The sequence below is a fragment of the Marinifilum sp. N1E240 genome (assembly GCF_009295825.1).
Classification (GTDB): Bacteria; Bacteroidota; Bacteroidia; order Bacteroidales; family Marinifilaceae; genus Marinifilum_A; species Marinifilum_A sediminis.
In genome coordinates, this window is sequence record NZ_WHKF01000002.1 from 609,943 (window position 1) to 626,077 (window position 16,135).

General features: G+C 35.0%; 13 protein-coding genes. 9 read left to right on the top strand and 4 right to left on the bottom strand.

Going from position 1 to position 16,135, the window contains the following annotated elements:
• The first annotated feature begins 10 nt into the window (after positions 1 to 10).
• The 5 genes from GCQ56_RS07505 (at position 11) to GCQ56_RS07525 (ending at position 3,893) form a co-directional block, all read left to right on the top strand.
• The gene (locus GCQ56_RS07505; protein ID WP_152733798.1) at positions 11 to 433 is read left to right on the top strand and encodes a hypothetical protein; all 423 of its coding nucleotides are present in this window, start codon (positions 11 to 13) and stop codon (positions 431 to 433) included.
• A gap of 427 nt (positions 434 to 860) precedes the next feature.
• Positions 861 to 1,421: a GNAT family N-acetyltransferase gene (locus GCQ56_RS07510; RefSeq protein ID WP_152733799.1), complete on the top strand. Its 561-nt coding sequence runs from the start codon at positions 861 to 863 to the stop codon at positions 1,419 to 1,421.
• A gap of 74 nt (positions 1,422 to 1,495) precedes the next feature.
• Positions 1,496 to 2,197 (top strand): YARHG domain-containing protein, encoded by a 702-nt coding sequence (locus tag GCQ56_RS07515; RefSeq protein WP_152733800.1) that lies wholly within the window; start codon positions 1,496 to 1,498, stop codon positions 2,195 to 2,197.
• Between the two features lie 368 nt (positions 2,198 to 2,565).
• Positions 2,566 to 3,192, top strand: coding sequence for a Crp/Fnr family transcriptional regulator (locus GCQ56_RS07520; RefSeq protein ID WP_227006023.1), 627 nt, complete (start codon positions 2,566 to 2,568; stop codon positions 3,190 to 3,192).
• Positions 3,193 to 3,272: 80 nt separating this feature from the next.
• Positions 3,273 to 3,893, top strand: a complete 621-nt coding sequence (locus tag GCQ56_RS07525; protein ID WP_152733802.1) for a hypothetical protein — start codon at positions 3,273 to 3,275, stop codon at positions 3,891 to 3,893.
• A 246-nt stretch (positions 3,894 to 4,139) separates the two neighbouring features.
• Here the strand turns inward: GCQ56_RS07525 and GCQ56_RS07530 are convergent, their stop codons facing one another.
• A complete protein-coding gene (locus GCQ56_RS07530; protein WP_152733803.1) occupies positions 4,140 to 4,595 on the bottom strand; it encodes a nuclear transport factor 2 family protein in 456 nt (151 codons plus the stop codon).
• A gap of 272 nt (positions 4,596 to 4,867) precedes the next feature.
• Between GCQ56_RS07530 and GCQ56_RS07535 the strand changes: the two genes are divergently transcribed.
• From GCQ56_RS07535 to GCQ56_RS07550, 4 genes are all read left to right on the top strand, one after another.
• The gene (locus GCQ56_RS07535; protein WP_193323735.1) at positions 4,868 to 6,931 is read left to right on the top strand and encodes an ATP-binding protein; all 2,064 of its coding nucleotides are present in this window, start codon (positions 4,868 to 4,870) and stop codon (positions 6,929 to 6,931) included.
• An 83-nt stretch (positions 6,932 to 7,014) separates the two neighbouring features.
• Complete coding sequence (purT, locus tag GCQ56_RS07540; protein ID WP_152733805.1) at positions 7,015 to 8,205, top strand: formate-dependent phosphoribosylglycinamide formyltransferase; 1,191 nt, start codon at positions 7,015 to 7,017, stop codon at positions 8,203 to 8,205.
• A gap of 197 nt (positions 8,206 to 8,402) precedes the next feature.
• A complete protein-coding gene (locus GCQ56_RS07545; protein WP_152733807.1) occupies positions 8,403 to 9,674 on the top strand; it encodes a KamA family radical SAM protein in 1,272 nt (423 codons plus the stop codon).
• 1 nt (position 9,675) lies between these two features.
• Positions 9,676 to 11,295: a sulfite reductase flavoprotein subunit alpha gene (locus GCQ56_RS07550; RefSeq protein ID WP_152733809.1), complete on the top strand. Its 1,620-nt coding sequence runs from the start codon at positions 9,676 to 9,678 to the stop codon at positions 11,293 to 11,295.
• A 382-nt stretch (positions 11,296 to 11,677) separates the two neighbouring features.
• Here the strand turns inward: GCQ56_RS07550 and GCQ56_RS07555 are convergent, their stop codons facing one another.
• From GCQ56_RS07555 to pflB, 3 genes are all read right to left on the bottom strand, one after another.
• Positions 11,678 to 12,535 (bottom strand): formate/nitrite transporter family protein, encoded by an 858-nt coding sequence (locus GCQ56_RS07555; protein ID WP_152733811.1) that lies wholly within the window; start codon positions 12,533 to 12,535, stop codon positions 11,678 to 11,680.
• Between the two features lie 24 nt (positions 12,536 to 12,559).
• Positions 12,560 to 13,285 (bottom strand): pyruvate formate-lyase-activating protein, encoded by a 726-nt coding sequence (pflA, locus tag GCQ56_RS07560; RefSeq protein ID WP_152733812.1) that lies wholly within the window; start codon positions 13,283 to 13,285, stop codon positions 12,560 to 12,562.
• A 116-nt stretch (positions 13,286 to 13,401) separates the two neighbouring features.
• Positions 13,402 to 15,618 carry a formate C-acetyltransferase gene (pflB, locus tag GCQ56_RS07565; RefSeq protein ID WP_227006024.1) on the bottom strand — a complete coding sequence of 739 codons (2,217 nt, stop codon included), beginning with the start codon at positions 15,616 to 15,618 and terminating at the stop codon, positions 13,402 to 13,404.
• Between the last annotated feature and the right edge of the window lie 517 nt (positions 15,619 to 16,135).

Consider the following 16,135-nt stretch of genomic DNA (forward strand, 5'->3'; position numbering starts at 1 on the left):
ATATAGACTTATGAGATTAGATAATTTGATAAAATGGATTCTGATTTTAACATTAACCGTGTTAACGCTAAGTAGCTGTTCCGAAATTAATACAACTAATCCAAAAGAAGCATATAATTATTGGGCAGGAACGAAACCTCCAAATGATATAGAATTTGAAAAAGCAAAATATTGGCAATCCAGTCATATGACTAGAGAATATATTATGTATTTGAAATTCAAACCAACAAAGATTTGGTGGGAAGAGTTTTTAGTACAAAACAGTTTACCTATTGACACTAGAAATTGGACATTACCAAGTGAAGCTCCTGATTGGTTTAAACCATCGCATACTTCCATCAGATATGGTGGAAATTGTGATTTTGACCAAGGTTCAAGGTATTTTCGGGATTCGATTACCGGGGTATGTTATATTTATGAAATTCAATTATAATAAGCAAAGATTGACGAAAAATAAGTGATTGTGATAACACAGCTGGTAATATAAGTAAGCATTGCGCATCCGCATAAAATTAGATGATTACATTATAAAAGCCTTAAAATGGATCTATACCTGCCCAATAGGCTCCTGATAAGTAAAAAGCAAACAATTGCCTGATTAGCCATTGTTTTCGTGTTTTTACTTACATATTTCAATAGTTTTTTAAGATTATAGGCAGTAGCAGATAGATGCATTACTTTGTTTGCCTGAATAATGTCAATGGTGTTTGGAAAGTATTTTATGGTAATGTATTTTTAGCTTATATTAATAATATACTACTAAAATATAGAGAAAAGAGTATTCGCGTAACAAACCACATAGTGTAAACCATGTGACTTGTACAACTGTAAACCATCTCCCTGCACATACAGCGATGCAAATGAAACAAATAAGATTAAAAACTATTTCAGATAATTATTTCCACGAAGCTTGGGAACTCTATCAGGATGCCTTCCCATTGGAAGAGCGAAGATTGTTGGATGATCAAATACGTGTCTTTAATAAATCAAATTATCATTTTGATGTCATGAGTAATGAAAAAGAGCTGATAGGATTTCTTTTATGGTGGGATTTTGAAAAACATAGATTCATTGATCATTTTGCGACATCAAAACAACATAGGAATAAAGGTTTCGGAAAGTTAATTCTTAATAGATTTATGAATCGAAATGAAAAGCCAATTCTTCTGGAGGTGGAATTGCCTACATCGGCAATAAATCAGCGAAGAATAAAATTTTATGAAAGAATAGGCTTCAAACTAAATCAACATTATTATGAAATGCCTCCTTTAAAAGAAGGTCAATCTCCATTACAATTATTACTAATGTCATATCCAGACCACATATCCGAAAAAGAAGTTGAAAAGTTTATTAAAGAATGTCATCCAATTATTTTCAATGGCGATTCACAGAACTCAGAAATTTCTGAGAAAACATTATGACAAAAGCCAGCTGCTAAGAAAAGTAAGCGTTGCACATCTATATAAAATTAGATGATTACATTAAAAAAGCACCTATGAGAAATAGATATCTTCTTTTGTTTTTAACTTTAATTCCCTTAGTTGTAAGCGGACAAAAGATTGGTTCAGAAAGAATCGATGAGTCAAAAATTAAAACTTGGGTGCCCAAATTTACTTTTGAATATCAATCCATATATCATTTTGGAGATTCTGAAATGGAATCTGAACTGATTCTAATATTTGGAATTGAGAAGGATTACGCTCAACTTAAAACAGGAAATTGGTCTGATGATGGCAAATCATGGATTTGGCATTGGGAGAACTTAAAAAATGTTCGAATTGAAGGAAGTAAATTCTATTCTAATAAGACAAATGGAGAATTTGTGATATATGAATCCAACGAACACATTAAAGGATTGAAAATATATGAATCATGGAGTCCTTTAATGGATAAAGGAGAATTTGAAATTGGAATTAGGACAGGTTTAATTAATTCCAATTTTCCAGGAAAATATCCACAAGCATCAATGCGAATTTTAAGTCCAGAAGAATTAAACGAAATGACTAAGCCCAATCTACAAATCATGCGAAATGAGATATTTGCCCGATATGGTTATAAGTTTAACTTAGGTGGAGAAATCTATTTATATTTTAAAAATCAGGATTGGTATTCTGGACAACACGATAATGTTAATGCCTTTCTAACCAACTTAGAAAAAGAAAACATTAAACTAATACAACGAACTGAAAATAATTAAAATGCTATGTTTGAAATAATTGGTTCTTTTATAGACAACTTGATATTTATTGGTGGTGGGATTTTTGTTCTTACACAATTAAAACGGATCAATAAACCCTATATGAAGTGGTGTGCCATTGTGATGATTTTAATGGGGCTGCTTCTTACCGTGTTGGACATTAAAGACTTGATGTAAAAGCGGCTGATAACAAAAGTAACTGTTGCACATCCCCATAAAATTAGATAAATAAATGATTAGAGCCGTAAAAGTTTGTCTCTTGGCGAGTTTTTATGGCTTTGATTTTTGCTTTCTCCCAATTACCACAAGGTGAAATCTGTACCAGTAAAATTTATTCAGAATAATTATTTGCGTACCTGCACTCCGGCATGAAAAATGTTTTGCTAACTTGGGAAACAACAGGCAATTTTTCTATGGATAAAACGAATAAAATAATAAAAAGTATTGACTCAATCATCTCCCTGACCAATGAGGAATTAGTGGAATTCTGCAGTTCTTTTGAATTGCAAACACTCAAAAAAAATGAGTTTTTTTTAGAGGCAGGTCAGGTATGCACTTCCATCGGCTTTGTGAATCATGGAGCGATGATTTATTTTAAATCTATGGAGAATGGTGATGAAAAAACAACCGACTTTGCTTTTGAAGGAGATTGGGTCACAATTAATCAGAGCCGCTTGAATAATTCTCCATCATTAGTTAGTATTAAGGCAATTGAAAACTCTGCATTGCTTGTAATTAAACAAGAAGATTTGTGCAATTTGTATGTTAAAATTCCTAAAGTAGAGCGACTTGGCAGGATATTAATGGAACAAGCATACTTAAAAATTGCAGAACAGAGTATAGACTTGCAGGTACTTACGGCCACTGAGCGATATAAGAAAATGCTTTGCCAATATCCTGAAATATTTCAAAGGGTACAGCTTTATCATATAGCCAATTATTTAGGTGTAGTTCCAAAATCCTTAAGCCGAATTCGCAAGGAACTATTTGAGTAATGTAAATTGGTAACAAATGTGGAGTAGTTGAGCCTTATAGGAGATTTACTTTTGTATCGTAAATAGATAAACTTTAGGATATGCAAAAGCAATTTTTTATTTGGGCCCTAACAATGGCTTTAGCTACAACAATTTCTGCACAAACAAATTTAATAAGGGATACTTCTGAAAATCAAATTCAGTATTCACAATCCCTTAGGGTAAAGAATAGACAAACTGTTGGTGTAGCCATTGATTTACTTCCTCCGATTATGAGTGCGACAACGGGTAATTTTGGATACTCAGCCCAATTGTGGTATGGCTACAAAAAAATTCGTTTTCGAGGTGTAATCGCTGGATTTCAAATGCCAGACAAGTTGATGGGAAATGATGATTTCCTGAATTTGAAAACAAGGGCCACTGCTTTAATAATAGATTACTTTAAAGATGACAACTTTAAGGGATGGTGGTATGGTATTGGATGCGAAATGTGGAAAAACACCATTACATCAAAACTTGATAACAACAATTACAATTTCAACGACTATGTGATAACCGCAGGCGGTGGTTATATTGTTAAGGTGTATAAAAACTTCTATGTAGAACCTTGGGGAGCAGTGCACTGTGTGCTAAACAACGAAAAAGTGAATGTTGGTGCCACTACATACAGTAGCAAAAAATTTCAAGCTGAGGTATCCCTAAAAGTAGGATGGCATTTTTGATGAACAAGTCTGAGTGATGTCCCACATAGTCCAAGTATTCACAAGCCAAAGCTAGCGCGAGGATTTTGCTTGTGCTCTGTGAAAGCAGAGCAGGTATTTATAAAAGCTTCCTCAATTGTCACAGGTCTATGACTTGCGGCAGTTGGGCGGTTACATTTTTTCTGCAACACCAAGAGTTTCATCAATACTATTGCATAAAAAAGATCGCCAGTTTTGGCGATCTTTTTTGTATATCGAATTGATTTCTTATTTCGGAATCTTATAGTAAATTTTGTTTACCATTTTCCAGCCATTTGGAAATTTGTAAAGCGAGATGTAATCCACGTAAGTCAATTTTTTGCCAACAAAGAATTGGATTTTTGCAACAGCGGCATTGCCTGTAATATCAATATTCTCAAACTTCACACTCACTTTTTTATCGCCAGTGCGAGGAAATTTGCCATCGGCTTTTTTCTTTTTGGTTTTCTCTTTCCATTTATCGATAGGTAGGCTCCACATTTTGTTTTCTTCGCCTATACCTATTAATCTAAAATCAGGATGGATACCAGAATCGATCTTCTCCAGATCACCTTCGTTTTGCAAACCGTCAACATAAGCCGTTTGAATGGTTTTTTGGATTGCTTTTTTGTCTTCTTCTACATTTTGTGCACTCAATTGAAAGCAAAATGCGATAACACTACATAAAAGGACTAATTTTTTCATTTCTTGGGGGTTTAGGATGATTATTGTTTGAGAATGTGAAAGGTGAGTTTGGTTTAATGATGCATGCTTAAATGGTACAAGTAAATATAAATTAAAATGGATAAAGTATCAAGTTTCATTAAAATATTCAGGCTAAATCGAAAAATACGTATTCTTTGTAAGAAAGAAATTTATCGATTGATATCGTGATATTTATGATGTCATATGAAGTTTTTTGCATTTGTAATTTTGAACTTCAATACTTAAATTTAGAAGGCATAAGATCCATTTACATGAAATACATCTCCCTATTAATTTTACTATGTTTCCTATTGGGCTGTAAAAATGAAGAGCAGCTAAGTTTTTTAAGCAATAATGAAAAAGAATGGTTGTTGGTAAATGGAGATTCCCTAAGGGTTGCGCAAGATCCACTTTATGCGCCTCTTGATTTTATAAATGATAAGGGCGAGGTTATTGGCATTTCGAATGATTATTTGTCTTTAATAGAGGATAAGTTGAATATAGAATTTATCAAGCTTCATGAGGAGAGTTTGGATGCTAACCTGGAATTAATAAAGAGCAAGCATGTTGAGATTGCCACTTCTCTATCGAAAACTCCCCAGCGTAGTGAATACTTAATTTTTACCGAAGCCTATTTTGAATCTCCTGTTGTTATTGTTAGTAATTCGGATAAATTGTTGACTGTAGCAGATCTCTATGATAAAAAGGTGAGTGTAAGTTATAAGTTTGCGGTGCATGAATATTTGGAGAGAACTTATCCTGATTTGAAACTGGATTTGGTTTTGGATGATTTGGAAGGCTTAAAAAAGTTGGTTTTTGATGAAACAGATGTCATGATTTTAGATTTGGCTTCTGCATCCTTTCATCTGGAAAACCTTGGTATAGTAAAGCTTCATGTGGCAGGTAATATTGACTTTACCTACAGAATTGCCATGGGCGTAAGAGATGATATGCCAATATTGCGTACTATTTTGGATAAAACCATTGCTGCAATTAGCAGGAGTGAGAAGAATAAAATTAGAAAAGAGTGGGTGTTCTTATCAACTCGTGAATTTTGGGAGCGTAGAAATTTTTGGTATTGGATAGGCAGTGCTGCTCTTCTGGTAATGGTGGTTTTTTCAATTTTATTTGTTTTCAATAAGAGATTGCAGAGATTAGTAATAAAGCGAACTGCAGAATTGAATAAAGAGCTTTCTCATCGGTTAGTTGCAGAAAGTGCTTTGAAAGATAGTGAGGCTCGGTATAGAATAGTGGCAGAGCAAAGAGGTCAAATTGTGTACGACTACAATTTGCTGGATGATAGTGTGTTGTGGTCTGGAGATCTGAAAAATACGATTGGTTCAACCACTAAAGAATACGAGTCTATCACAATTAAGGATTGGGAGAAGTTTGTTCATCCTGATGATGTGGATAATGCAGTATCCACTTTGGATCACTCCATTGCCAAGGGTGATGACTATGAAGTAATTTATAGATATCAGCATAAGAATGGTTTGTATGTTCCGATTCATGATAAAGGAACTTTCTTAAAGGATGGATCAGGAAAAGCCTATAGAATGCTTGGTATTATGAGTGACATATCGGTGCAAATGGAGAGGGAAGAACAGCTTAAAGAAGCAACGAAGGTTGCGAAGAATGCTGATCGCTTAAAAACCCTATTTTTGGCTAATATGTCGCATGAGATTAGGACCCCTATGAATAGTATCGTTGGGTTTTCTTCTTTATTATCTTCACCTAATATAACAAAGGAAAAACAGTTTAAGTATTGTGATTTAATTCAAAGGAGTTCAGATTATTTACAAAAGATAATTGATGATATCATGGATACATCCTTGATAGAAAGTGGGCAATTAAAACTGTATGTTGAAGAAGTAGAAATAAGGGATTTAATCGAAACAATACAGGAGTTTTTTTCCAGCAACGATAAAATTAAGGATGGACGAATCAGATTGCACTCTCAAATTGAATTGGATTTTCACGAGAATTTGATTAAAACAGATAGAGTAAGACTGAAGCAAATTTTGATCAATTTAATTGGCAATGCCAGTAAATTTACTACTGAAGGTGAGATTTTGATACATTGCTCATTATTGGATGAAGATTTTTTGCAAATCAAAATTCAGGATTCGGGAGTTGGAATTCCAGGCGATCAGATTCCACACATATTCGATCGTTTCCTTCAGGTTGAATCTGAAAATCATGAGCATAACAGTGGAACTGGTCTTGGTTTATCCATTTCGAAAGGTTTGGTAGAATTATTAGGTGGGGAAATTTGGTGTGAGTCAACCGAAGGAGTTGGAACCACTTTCTATTTTACACTACCTACTAACAGTTAATTACATTATTTAAATGTAATTTTGCATTTTAAGATACTTAACAACCGTTTAAATAATCCATTTTATAAATTGAAAGTTGTTTTATGGTAAAGAAAATTTTACTGTTAGGCTCAGGAGAGTTAGGGAAAGAATTTGTGATTGCTGCTCAGCGATTAGGACAAAATGTTATTGCAGTTGATAGTTATGCTGGAGCTCCAGCTATGCAAGTTGCGGATGTCTTTGAAGTGATAAACATGTTGGATGGAGATGCCCTGGATAGGATAGTAGCGAAGCATCAACCTGATGTAATAGTGCCGGAGATTGAAGCCATTCGTACGGAGCGATTTTATGCTTATGAGGAAGAAGGAATTCAGGTTGTTCCGAGTGCAAAGGCGGCTAATTTTACGATGGACCGAAGAGCTATTCGAGATTTAGCGGCTAAAGATTTAGGAATTCGTACCGCAAAATACCTTTACGCACACTCTTTGGAGGATATGTATAAGGTTGTGGAAGAAGTGGGAATGCCTTGTGTGGTAAAACCTCTAATGTCTTCTTCGGGAAAAGGTCAATCGGTAATCAAATGTTACGATGATATAGCCAAGGCATGGGATATTGCAGGATCGAAAGGTCGTGGAGATTCAGGTGATGTAATTGTTGAAGCTTTTGTGAAATTCACTTCAGAAATTACATTGCTTACGGTTACTCAAAAAAATGGTACAACTCTATTTTGTCCTCCTATTGGACATGTTCAGGAACGTGGGGATTACCAGCAAAGTTGGCAACCAGCTTTAATTTCTGAGGAGGATGTGAAAGTGGCACAGGAAATGGCCGAAAAAGTTACGTCCGTTTTGGGTGGTAACGGACTTTGGGGTGTTGAGTTCTTTATTTGCGAAGATGGCGTGGTATTTTCTGAATTATCACCTCGCCCGCATGATACTGGAATGGTAACGCTTGCAGGAACGCAGAATTTTAGTGAGTTTGAATTGCATTGTCGTGCAGTTTTGGGCTTACCTATTTCTGAAATTACATTGGAAAGGGTAGGAGCAAGTGCTGTTATTTTAGCTGACAATGAAGGTAGTAATCCCTACTTTGAAGGTGTTGAAAAAGCTGCTGTTTATCCAAAATCCGATTTGAGATTCTTTGGGAAACCAACAACAAGAGAATTTCGAAGAATGGGTATTACTTTAGCATATAATACTATTGGTGAAAATGTTTTTTCATGCGTTGATCAGACCAAGGAAATGGTCGCCTTGATTCAAGTTAAGAATAATTATGATGATGTAAGTTGTAAATAACTTATACATATTTCATATCAAATCCAGTTGGCTTAAGCTAATTGGATTTTTTTGTGATCAAAAGAGATTTTTAGTTAAAATGCATTGTAGTTAGATTTAATCTAAATAAATTGCTTTTGGTTACATTAATTGGTATTTTTTAATATCCTACTTATCCATTGTTGCCTGTCTCTTTGTATTACTTAATTTACTTAGATATGAGGTTCATTACATACAATACTAAAAATTTTAGAAAGATTGAATATTTGCGATATCTCTCGGAAGATGTCAAAAACGAAATCTCAATAGTTTCCAAGGTGATTCCTTTTAAAACTAATAATTATGTGGTTGATTATTTAATTGATTGGAACAACTATCAGGATGATCCGATCTATATTCTTAATTTTCCAAATCGACATATGCTTAGGGAAGAGCAGTATGAAATGGTAAGGAGAGGAGTAAAGCAGAATCTACCAGAGAAAGAGCTGTATAAGATCATTAATAAAATTAGGATGGATTTAAATCCGCACCCTGCTCAACAACTAACAAATGTTCCGGAATTAAATGGGGGAAAATTAAGAGGTATTCAGCATAAGTATCAGGATATTGTGCTATTTTTTCCCACACAAGGACAATCGTGTCATGCCCATTGTACCTTCTGTTTTAGGTGGCCACAATTTACAAAGGAGCTTGATTTACAGTTTTCTATGCGGGAGATAGATAAGGTGATTGCTTATATTAGAAATCATGAATATGTACATGAACTTTTATTTACAGGTGGTGACCCAATGATTATGAGCCCTGTAACTCTAAATCAATATATCGAAAAAATACTTGATGCGGAACTTGAAAATTTGGAGGTAATAAGATTCGGAACAAAATCCTTAAGTTATTGGCCGTTTACATTTTTACCTGCATTTAATGACGAGGCAGAGGAGATGTTAAGCATGTTTAGACGTATTGTTGATCGTGGAATACATCTCTCGATAATGGCACATTTTAATCATTATGTAGAGCTTGATAATGAAATTGTTCAGGAAGCCATAAGTAATATAAGAGCTACCGGAGCTCAGATCAGAACCCAGGCACCAATATTAAACCATATCAACAATAGTAGTGAAGTTTGGGCTAAAATGTGGACAGATCAGGTCAACTTAGGCTTAGTTCCTTACTACATGTTTATTGAGCGAGAAACCGGACCTTACGAATATTTCCAAATTCCATTGCAAGAGGCTTATCAAATATATACTGATGCTATTCGAAGCACTGGCAGTTTGGCAAAAACCCTTACCGGTCCTGTTATGTCGGCATCCAAGGGCAAAGTGCACATCATGGGAATAGTAGAGAATCCACTTGATGGAGAAAAGTATTTCATGATGCAATATGTTCGTCATCGAGATTATAAGGAAACGTATAAGCCATTTTTTATGAAATACGAGGAAAATGCCACCTGGGTAGATCAGTTAAACCAAATTGGAGTGAAAAGTTAATATGAAGGATATTCTCTACATTATATATGGTAGCAGAACTGGTAATTCACGTTCTATTGCAGAGCTTACGAATAGGTATGCAAAGCAAGTTGCTTTAAAAACGTGTTTACTTGAAATGAAGAGTATGGAGTTTCAGCTCTTAGATAAGATCCATAATATGCTTTTAATTGTAAGTACTCATGGTGAAGGTGATCCTCCCGCCGTAGCCATGGAATTTTACAATTATCTTCACGATAAGAAAAGAAAAGATCTAAAACAATTGAACTTTAGTGTCTTGGCACTTGGCGATAGCAGTTATAAAGATTACTGCAAAACGGGTAAAGATTTAGAAAAGCGATTGCTACAACTTGGATCTAAGAAAATATTACCAGTACAGGAATGTGATGTAGATTTTGAAGAGGTAGCAAGAGATTGGATTAAGAAGGCAGTGGAAGCACATTTTCATTTAATTCAAGCGGATAAGCAGTTCCCAAGCACAGATTTTTCATTTGATTTTTATGTTGATAGTCAAAACACCAAAGGAGAGTTTCAGGTAAGAGTAAAAGAGAAGAGAAATCTTTGTGGGTCTGATTCTACCAAGAAAACAATTCATCTTGCATTTTCGCTTGAAGGGGTGAATAAACAATATAAACCAGGTGATTCTCTTGCAATTCAGTGTACTAATTCTCGTTTTTTGGTGGATCGACTTTTGCGAAAATTAAAGTTTGATGGCACTCATGCAATTCAAAACAATGGTAGTATAGAACTTCTTAAAGAATCTTTAATTAAACATTATGAACTTAGCTTGTTAACTCCTGTTGTTCTGAAAAAATATGCATCTATAGCCAATATCGAGGCATTGAACCGTATTATTGCCAGTTCTAAGGCAATAGAGGAGTATTGTTTCAATCACGATGTATTGGATATGGTGAGTGATTTTCCGGTAGTAATAAAACCAGAGCAGTTTCTAACAGTACTTCGGAAATTGAAACCTCGATTGTATTCGGTCGCATCCAGTTATAATGTGTATCCCGATGAAGTTCACATAACTTTGGGAGTAATGGAATATAATCTGAAAGATAGGTCTCATATTGGTATTACTTCCTCGTACTTGTCTGATAGAATTGAGGTAGGAGAAATGATTTCGGTATACATTGAGAATAATGATAGCTTTCGCTTACCGGAAAATACAGATCTCCCAATTATTATGATTGGATGTGGAACTGGAATTGCAGCTTATCGTTCATTTCTACAGGAAAGGGCAGCTACAAAATCGAAAGGAGATAATTGGTTAATTTTTGGGGAACGGAATTCTAAGACTGATTTCATTTATCAGGATGAATTGGTGAGGTATCTGGAATCTGGAATTTTAACCAGTTTGGAAACAGCATTTTCTCGTGATCAAGCAGAAAAGATTTATGTACAAGATATTATATTAAAACAATCCGTTGAGATTTACAATTGGATGGAGAATAGAAATGCGACGGTATATATTTGTGGAAATAAACGTACCATGGCTATTAGTATCAGAAAAGCCTTAATGAAGGTGATAGCTAAGGAAGGGAAATTATCAAAAGAAGAAGTGAAAAATTACGTTTCCAAACTAAAGTCTGAAAAACGATGGCAAGAGGATGTATATTAGAATATCAAACAAAATGAGATTTCCTTTTGGGGTTAAAATTTGAGTTATCAACTATTTTTTATTGGTAGTATACCAATATCCAACTTTTATTAAGAAAGTATTGTAAAATGGATGAATTCTTGAAAGTTTATTATTTTGTGTAATTGGCAGATAATTAAAGAGAAACATTGGAAAAAGATGATTTTTAAGCCACTTAGAATTTAATGTATGATTGCGACTGTAATATTACTCATGAATTTTTCTGTGATTTGGTCTTATACGAAGCTAATTTCTTAGAATAAAAAAAGCCAATGAAATTAATCAAAGGCTCTTCCTGAATTAAATAATAGAAATAAGTTTAACAATCTAATAGATTTTATCGATTGTTTATGTTTTTTGGCAATTATTTCTTTTTGTCGTAGACATACCAATAAGCAGTCCCAACAAATAATGCTCCACCAACAATATTACCCAAAGTTGCCGGAATTAAATTTTTCACAATAAAATCGAACCAGCTAATGTCAGCTCCATGGAAAATGGCTACTGGTATAAAAAACATATTTGCTACGCAGTGTTCAAATCCCATTGCAACGAAAGCCATAACCGGAAACCAAATTCCCAATACTTTGCTGGCAATATCTTTTGATGCATAAGCCAACCACATGGCCAAAGCTACCATCCAATTACATGCAATTCCTTTTAAAAAGGTTTTGTAAAATGGATTCGATGTTTTTGCAATTGCTATATTAATAGCAGAATCTACCGATGGAGAATTCATTAGTGCCCCTGTAAGATATACTAAAAAATAGGCAACAATAAGTGAACCCATAAAGTTACCAAAGTATACAATTCCCCAGTTTTTTAAAGGTACTTTGAAAGACATTCTTTTTGACAATACTGAAGGAATAAAATAAGCTGTATTGCCTGTAAATAGCTCTGCTCCAGCAACTGCACACAATATTAATCCCAAAGGGAAAACGGCTCCAAAAAAGAATTTTTGCAATCCTGGGTTTGATGCTGCTAAACCCGGCATGGCGCCACCAACAATTAAAGCCAAAAGACTACCCATAGCAATATATCCACCCGCCATTAATGCTAATACAAATGTTTTTTTCGACGGCATTACTTTTTTAGCTTCAGCAGTATGATTTACTACCTCAACAGTTTCGGATGGTGAATTAAAAGCATTTTGATCCTTTACAGAAACTTCAATTTTTGGTTTTGCTACCTCAACAATTTCATTGATATCTTGATACGACATTGTTGTTCAATTAATATTTTGTAATTAATTAATAATGACTTCCTTGAAATACTGACTGAAGATTTCTTTAGCCGCTTCAAGTTGTTCTAGTGTGTTTTCAGGAACTTCTTCTAATTTGTATTCCATTTTTAGGTGTTCGTATTTGTGAACGCCTAATTTATGGTAAGGTTGAATTTCCAGTTTTTCGATATTGCCGTACTCCTGAAAATGCTTACCCATTTCATGCAAATATTCTGGTTGATCAGAGTATCCTGGAACCAATACATAACGCATCCATACTTTTACATCCTTATCGCGAAGGTATTTGGCAAATTTCAGAGTAGTATCATTGCGTTTACCTGTAATTTTCTGGTGCCAATCGGGGTTGATGTGTTTGATATCAAGCAATACCAAATCGGTATATTCCATCAATTCTTTAACATCATCGGTTAGCACATTTCCATTACTATCTATGCAGGTGTTAAAATCTTCCTCTTTCAATAGCTTGAAAAGTTTTTTTAACTCTGCAGCTTGCCATAATGGCTCACCACCCGAAATGGTCACACCACCAATCTTTCCAAAGAAAGGTCGTTGATTACGAGCTTTTCTCATTATTTCATCCAATGGAGTAGGAGTGCCACCTTTAAAACTAATGGTATCGGGATTAGCGCAATACAAACATTTAAAGGCACAACCTTGTAGAAATACGACCAAACGGATTCCTGGTCCATCGTAAGTACCTAATGATTCAAATGAATGAACGTTTAACATGTTTTTCTATTTAAGTGGGATATCAATGTTAAAATTCACATTGATGCAATAAAAAAAAGAATCCGGAAACCTTCATAAGAAAGCTCCGGTACTCTTTATATATAAGTTAAACGATCTTACATTTTATCAAAGAAGCTACGAGAGATCACCTCAAGTTGCTGCTCACGTGTCAAACGTACAAAGTTTACAGCATATCCCGATACACGGATAGTAAGCTGTGGATATTCTTCAGGATGCTCCATTGCATCTTCAAGCATTGCACGATCCAAAACATTTACGTTCAAGTGATGAGCTCCTTTTACAAAGTAAGCATCCATCATAGTTACCAGGTTATCCTGACGAGTTTCAGCAGTTGCGCCTAATGATTTAGGAACAATAGAGAAAGTGTTAGAGATACCATCCAATGAATCTTCGTAGTTGATTTTTGCTACAGAGTTCAAAGAAGCAATTGCACCATGAGAATCACGTCCGTGCATTGGGTTAGCACCAGGAGCGAAAGGTACACCAGCGGCTCTACCATCAGGAGTAGCACCAGTTTTCAAACCATAAACAACGTTAGAAGTAATGGTAAGAATAGACATGGTAGGTTCAGCATTCTTATATGTATGCAATTCTTTCAATAAGCCATTGAAAAGAGTTGGAATTTCAACAGCAAAACAGTCTACTGCATCATCATCGTTACCATAGAATGGGAAATCACCTTCAATCTTGAAATCGCAAGTCAATCCTTCTTCGTTACGAACAGCAGTTACCTTAGCATTCTTAATTGCAGACAATGAATCGGCAACAATTGAAAGACCAGCAATACCGTACGCAAGGTTAATTGCAGGATTGGTATCAACTAAAGACATTTGAGCCTTTTCGTAGTAGTACTTATCGTGCATGTAGTGAATGATGTTCATTGAATCGCTGTAAACACGAGCCATTTCCTTCATTGCAATCATGTAGTTACTCATTACCTCATCGTAATTCAACTCGTCGCTTGACATAGCTGGAATACCGTTGATCAATTGAGTTCCTGTTTTCTCACAACGTCCACCGTTCAATGCTAAAAGAAGAGTTTTAGCTAAGTTACAACGCGCGCCGAAGAACTGAATTTGCTTTCCAATTTCCTGGTAAGAAACACAACAAGCAATACCATAATCATCCGATTTACGAGTATCACACATCAACTGGTCATTCTCGTACTGAATTGAAGAAGTATCGATAGAAACCTGAGCGCAGAATTTCTTGAATCCTTCAGGTAATGTTTCAGACCAAAGAACGGTCATGTTTGGCTCTGGAGAAGCTCCAAGAGTGTATAATGTATTCAAGAAACGGAAAGATGTCTTGGTTACCTTAGTTCTTCCGTCAAGAGTGTTACCACCAATAGACTCAGTTACCCAAGTTGGATCACCTGCGAAAATCTCATCGTAAGCATTCATACGTAGGTGACGAACCATACGCAATTTCATTACGAATTGGTCTAACATTTCCTGAGCAAATTCCTCAGTAATTTCACCTGCTTCAAGATCACGATTGATATAAACATCAAGGAAAGTAGAAACGTTACCCAATGACATAGCAGCACCATCTTGCTCTTTTACTGCAGCAAGGTATCCCATATAAACCCACTGGATAGCTTCTTGTGCAGTTTCAGCTGGACGATTTAATTCCAAGCCGTACTTGTCACCAAGCTCCTTAATTTGACCTAAAGCCTTGATTTGCTCTGAAACCTCTTCACGAAGACGAATCATTTGATCTGTCATGGTTCCTTGTAAACCATTCAAATCTTCTTTTTTAGCTTGGATCAAACGATCGATACCGTAAAGTGCTACACGACGGTAATCACCAATGATACGACCACGAGCGTAGTTATCAGGAAGACCAGTAAGGAATCCTAAAGAACGAAATTTACGAATTTCGTCGGTATATGCATCAAAAACACCATCATTGTGAGTTTTTGCGAAGTTGCGGAAAATGTCTTTTACACGATCCGATACTTCAAGACCTTGCTCTGTACATGCTTTTTCAACTACAGCAATACCACCATAAGGCTTCATTGCTCTGCGAAGTAATTCATCAGCTTGTAATCCGACGATCAATTCTAATGATTTATCGATATAACCAGCTCCGTGAGAAGCAATGGTTGATACTGTTTCTGTATCGATTGAGCGAACTCCATTATTAGCACGTTCTTCCTTAACTGCTTCTTTGCAGATATCCCATAATTTCTTTGTGCGTTCTGTCGCTTCAGTCAAAAATGAAGAATCTCCGGTGTACGAAGTTAAATTGTTACTAACGAAATCTCTAACGTTAATAGTTTTTTGCCATTCACCGGCTTTGAATTGCATTTTAGCCATTTTACAATTTATTTTTCAATGGTTGAGTGGAACAAATATCACAGTTGATAATTTTTGAAATTCAGTAAATATCAAGGCTGCATAAATTTGCTACGCTGTTAATTTTGGTTTGTTGTAATTTGAAATAAATGGATTTACTTATCAAAATTCTAATAAAGACAACCAACTCCTTTTTCTTTCAGCGTGCAAAGGAACGGTTTTCTTTTTTACTGTACAATACCTATAAATAGTGAGTTTCCTAATGCAATCGATATTAGAAGAGGGAAGAGTCTGATAATGGAATGCTTATGCCTTGACTGAGATTTTAACAATATTGAGTTTATTTAGAATAAATCTAAGTAGGTTTGTGAGAGAAAATAAATTTCGTTTGGAGCATGAGTAAAGATTGAAATACAAGTTTAGTATGAAAATCAGTAAAAAGTATTCATGATTCTGTAATTGCTATAAATGATTGATCTGGAATCGCCATAAATTTGTAAGATTAATCAAAGTTATAGAAGTGGTGAAA

Excerpts from the sequence above, each read along its gene's own strand:
- GCQ56_RS07505 (WP_152733798.1), top strand. The coding sequence starts at position 11 with ATGAGATTAGATAATTTGATAAAATGGATTCTGATTTTAACATTAACC.
- GCQ56_RS07510 (WP_152733799.1), top strand. The coding sequence starts at position 861 with ATGAAACAAATAAGATTAAAAACTATTTCAGATAATTATTTCCACGAA.
- GCQ56_RS07515 (WP_152733800.1), top strand. The coding sequence starts at position 1,496 with ATGAGAAATAGATATCTTCTTTTGTTTTTAACTTTAATTCCCTTAGTT.
- GCQ56_RS07520 (WP_227006023.1), top strand. The coding sequence starts at position 2,566 with ATGAAAAATGTTTTGCTAACTTGGGAAACAACAGGCAATTTTTCTATG.
- GCQ56_RS07525 (WP_152733802.1), top strand. The coding sequence starts at position 3,273 with ATGCAAAAGCAATTTTTTATTTGGGCCCTAACAATGGCTTTAGCTACA.
- GCQ56_RS07530 (WP_152733803.1), bottom strand. The coding sequence starts at position 4,595 with ATGAAAAAATTAGTCCTTTTATGTAGTGTTATCGCATTTTGCTTTCAA.
- GCQ56_RS07535 (WP_193323735.1), top strand. The coding sequence starts at position 4,868 with ATGAAATACATCTCCCTATTAATTTTACTATGTTTCCTATTGGGCTGT.
- purT (WP_152733805.1), top strand. The coding sequence starts at position 7,015 with ATGGTAAAGAAAATTTTACTGTTAGGCTCAGGAGAGTTAGGGAAAGAA.
- GCQ56_RS07545 (WP_152733807.1), top strand. The coding sequence starts at position 8,403 with ATGAGGTTCATTACATACAATACTAAAAATTTTAGAAAGATTGAATAT.
- GCQ56_RS07550 (WP_152733809.1), top strand. The coding sequence starts at position 9,676 with ATGAAGGATATTCTCTACATTATATATGGTAGCAGAACTGGTAATTCA.
- GCQ56_RS07555 (WP_152733811.1), bottom strand. The coding sequence starts at position 12,535 with ATGTCGTATCAAGATATCAATGAAATTGTTGAGGTAGCAAAACCAAAA.
- pflA (WP_152733812.1), bottom strand. The coding sequence starts at position 13,285 with ATGTTAAACGTTCATTCATTTGAATCATTAGGTACTTACGATGGACCA.
- pflB (WP_227006024.1), bottom strand. The coding sequence starts at position 15,618 with ATGCAATTCAAAGCCGGTGAATGGCAAAAAACTATTAACGTTAGAGAT.